Annotated in this window: 2 protein-coding genes; both read left to right on the top strand. The window is 80.3% G+C overall.

Going from position 1 to position 370, the window contains the following annotated elements; all coding sequences use genetic code 11:
• The coding region (locus tag UK12_RS42075) for a hypothetical protein (protein ID WP_197085400.1) at positions 1-243 on the top strand (243 nt) is incomplete at its 5' end.
• A gap of 18 nt (positions 244-261) precedes the next feature.
• Positions 262-370 (top strand): KR domain-containing protein (locus UK12_RS44860; protein WP_156179124.1); only part of this gene is annotated, 109 nt, incomplete at its 3' end.

Below are 370 nucleotides of genomic sequence, written 5' to 3'. Positions count from 1 at the left end.
GGGGCCGACGAACGGCGCGGGCGGGTGGCGGCGAGCGGAACGAGGGCCACCCGCGCCGGCCGCGACGGGGCCGGCCGGGACGCGCCGGCCGCGCTGCTCGCCGCGGGGGGCGCCGAGTACCCGCGGGCGGCGGTGGTCCGGCTGGCCGGCGTGCTGGACGGCGGCGGCCGGGACGCGCGCACCCCCGGGCGCTTCACCACCGTGCTGCGGCCGAAGGCGGAGGCGGCCTGGAACCTGCACTAGCTCACCGCCGGTCTCGACCTGCGGGCGTTCCTCCTCTTCTCCTCGCTCACCGCCACCGTCGGCGGCGCCGGCCAGGCCAACTACGCGGCCGCCAACGCCTTCCTCGACGGCCTGGCCGAGTACCGGC

Source organism: Saccharothrix sp. ST-888 (assembly GCF_000955975.1).
In the GTDB taxonomy this organism is placed as follows: Bacteria; Actinomycetota; Actinomycetes; order Streptomycetales; family Streptomycetaceae; genus Kitasatospora.
Note: the sequence above shows the minus strand (reverse complement) of the source record. Positions and strands in the feature narration are given on the sequence as shown.